The sequence below is a fragment of the Ideonella sp. P3_A4 genome, assembly GCF_056403075.1.
In genome coordinates this window covers 1-952 of the sequence record NZ_JBFUGE010001187.1, presented here as the reverse complement: position 1 = coordinate 952, position 952 = coordinate 1, and the positions used below count along the sequence as shown (strand labels likewise).

The 952-nt window shown below is 60.3% G+C and carries 1 protein-coding gene and 1 pseudogene; one reads left to right on the top strand and one right to left on the bottom strand.

Annotated features, from left to right (window positions below):
* Nucleotides 1-337: CreA family protein (locus AC1DYI_RS36860; RefSeq protein ID WP_477209027.1), on the bottom strand; the 337-nt coding region annotated here is incomplete at its 3' end.
* A gap of 387 nt (nucleotides 338-724) precedes the next feature.
* On the opposite strand from AC1DYI_RS36860, the pseudogene AC1DYI_RS36855 reads away from it, so the two are divergent.
* Nucleotides 725-952 (top strand): annotated as a pseudogene (locus AC1DYI_RS36855) (hypothetical protein); the annotation flags it as partial.

Below are 952 nucleotides of genomic sequence, written 5' to 3'. Positions count from 1 at the left end.
GCACCACGCGCAAGCGCTTGAAGACCAGCGAGATCCGCTCGCTGAACATTTCATCCTGCTGCTTGAGCGGCTTGGGAAACGAAATCGGCCCGGTCTGCCGGCAGGCGATGGACGCCTCTGCCTTGTCTTCTGCCAGACCGAGCGCGCCCTTGACACCACCAGTCTTGGCTCGCGAAACATAGCAAGTGACTCCCTTGACATCGGGGTCGTCATAGGCGTCGACAACGATCTTGTGGTCGGGGCCGATGAGCTTGAACACGGTATCGACTTCCCCCACATGCTCAGCGTGAGCAGCGAAGGCGGTGGCCAACAGAGTCAGGACAAGAAGGTGTTTCATGACGCCATTGTGATCATTTCGTGCCCGAGCAGTTGATCAGTTCCCGTTGAGTGATCGGTGGCAAGAGGGCCACGGCAAGCGGTGCTTGAAGGGCGCCTTCTGCTCGACGAGCTTTCCCCTGTTCCAAGGCTCGCGAGAAGTGGCGCTGCTCGCGGTTCCCATGATGGTCTCCCGTCGAGTAAGGGGGTTCGAAGGGTGCGCCTACCGCAGGTATGTGCGCTATTCCGACCAGCCGTTCGAGACTTGAACGCTCGGTTATTCTCTGGTGAGGCCCAGAAGAGGTTGGCCAGTTGTTTGACAAGGTCGTTGGCCAGGCTGTCGACCTGCTACGACGTTTCGGGGGATCCAGTGAGTGATTTGGAGAAGAACATAAAGGGTGCCGCGCCGGTGAAAGCACATGTCGAAGGCAACACGCGCAGTGCCGATGACTCGCCTTCTGAATCCGAGCTCAAGCTCGCCCCGACAGCCTGGCACCCGGAGCTGAATACGAAGGGCGACAAGGTGCCGATCTACAAGCCGCACCAGGCGTCTGATCCGGTCTCTTGGGCAAGTGGCGACCAGGTCGCGGTGGTCACGCCTGGTGGCGCGCTGCCCGAACAGCTGAACGGCATCCCC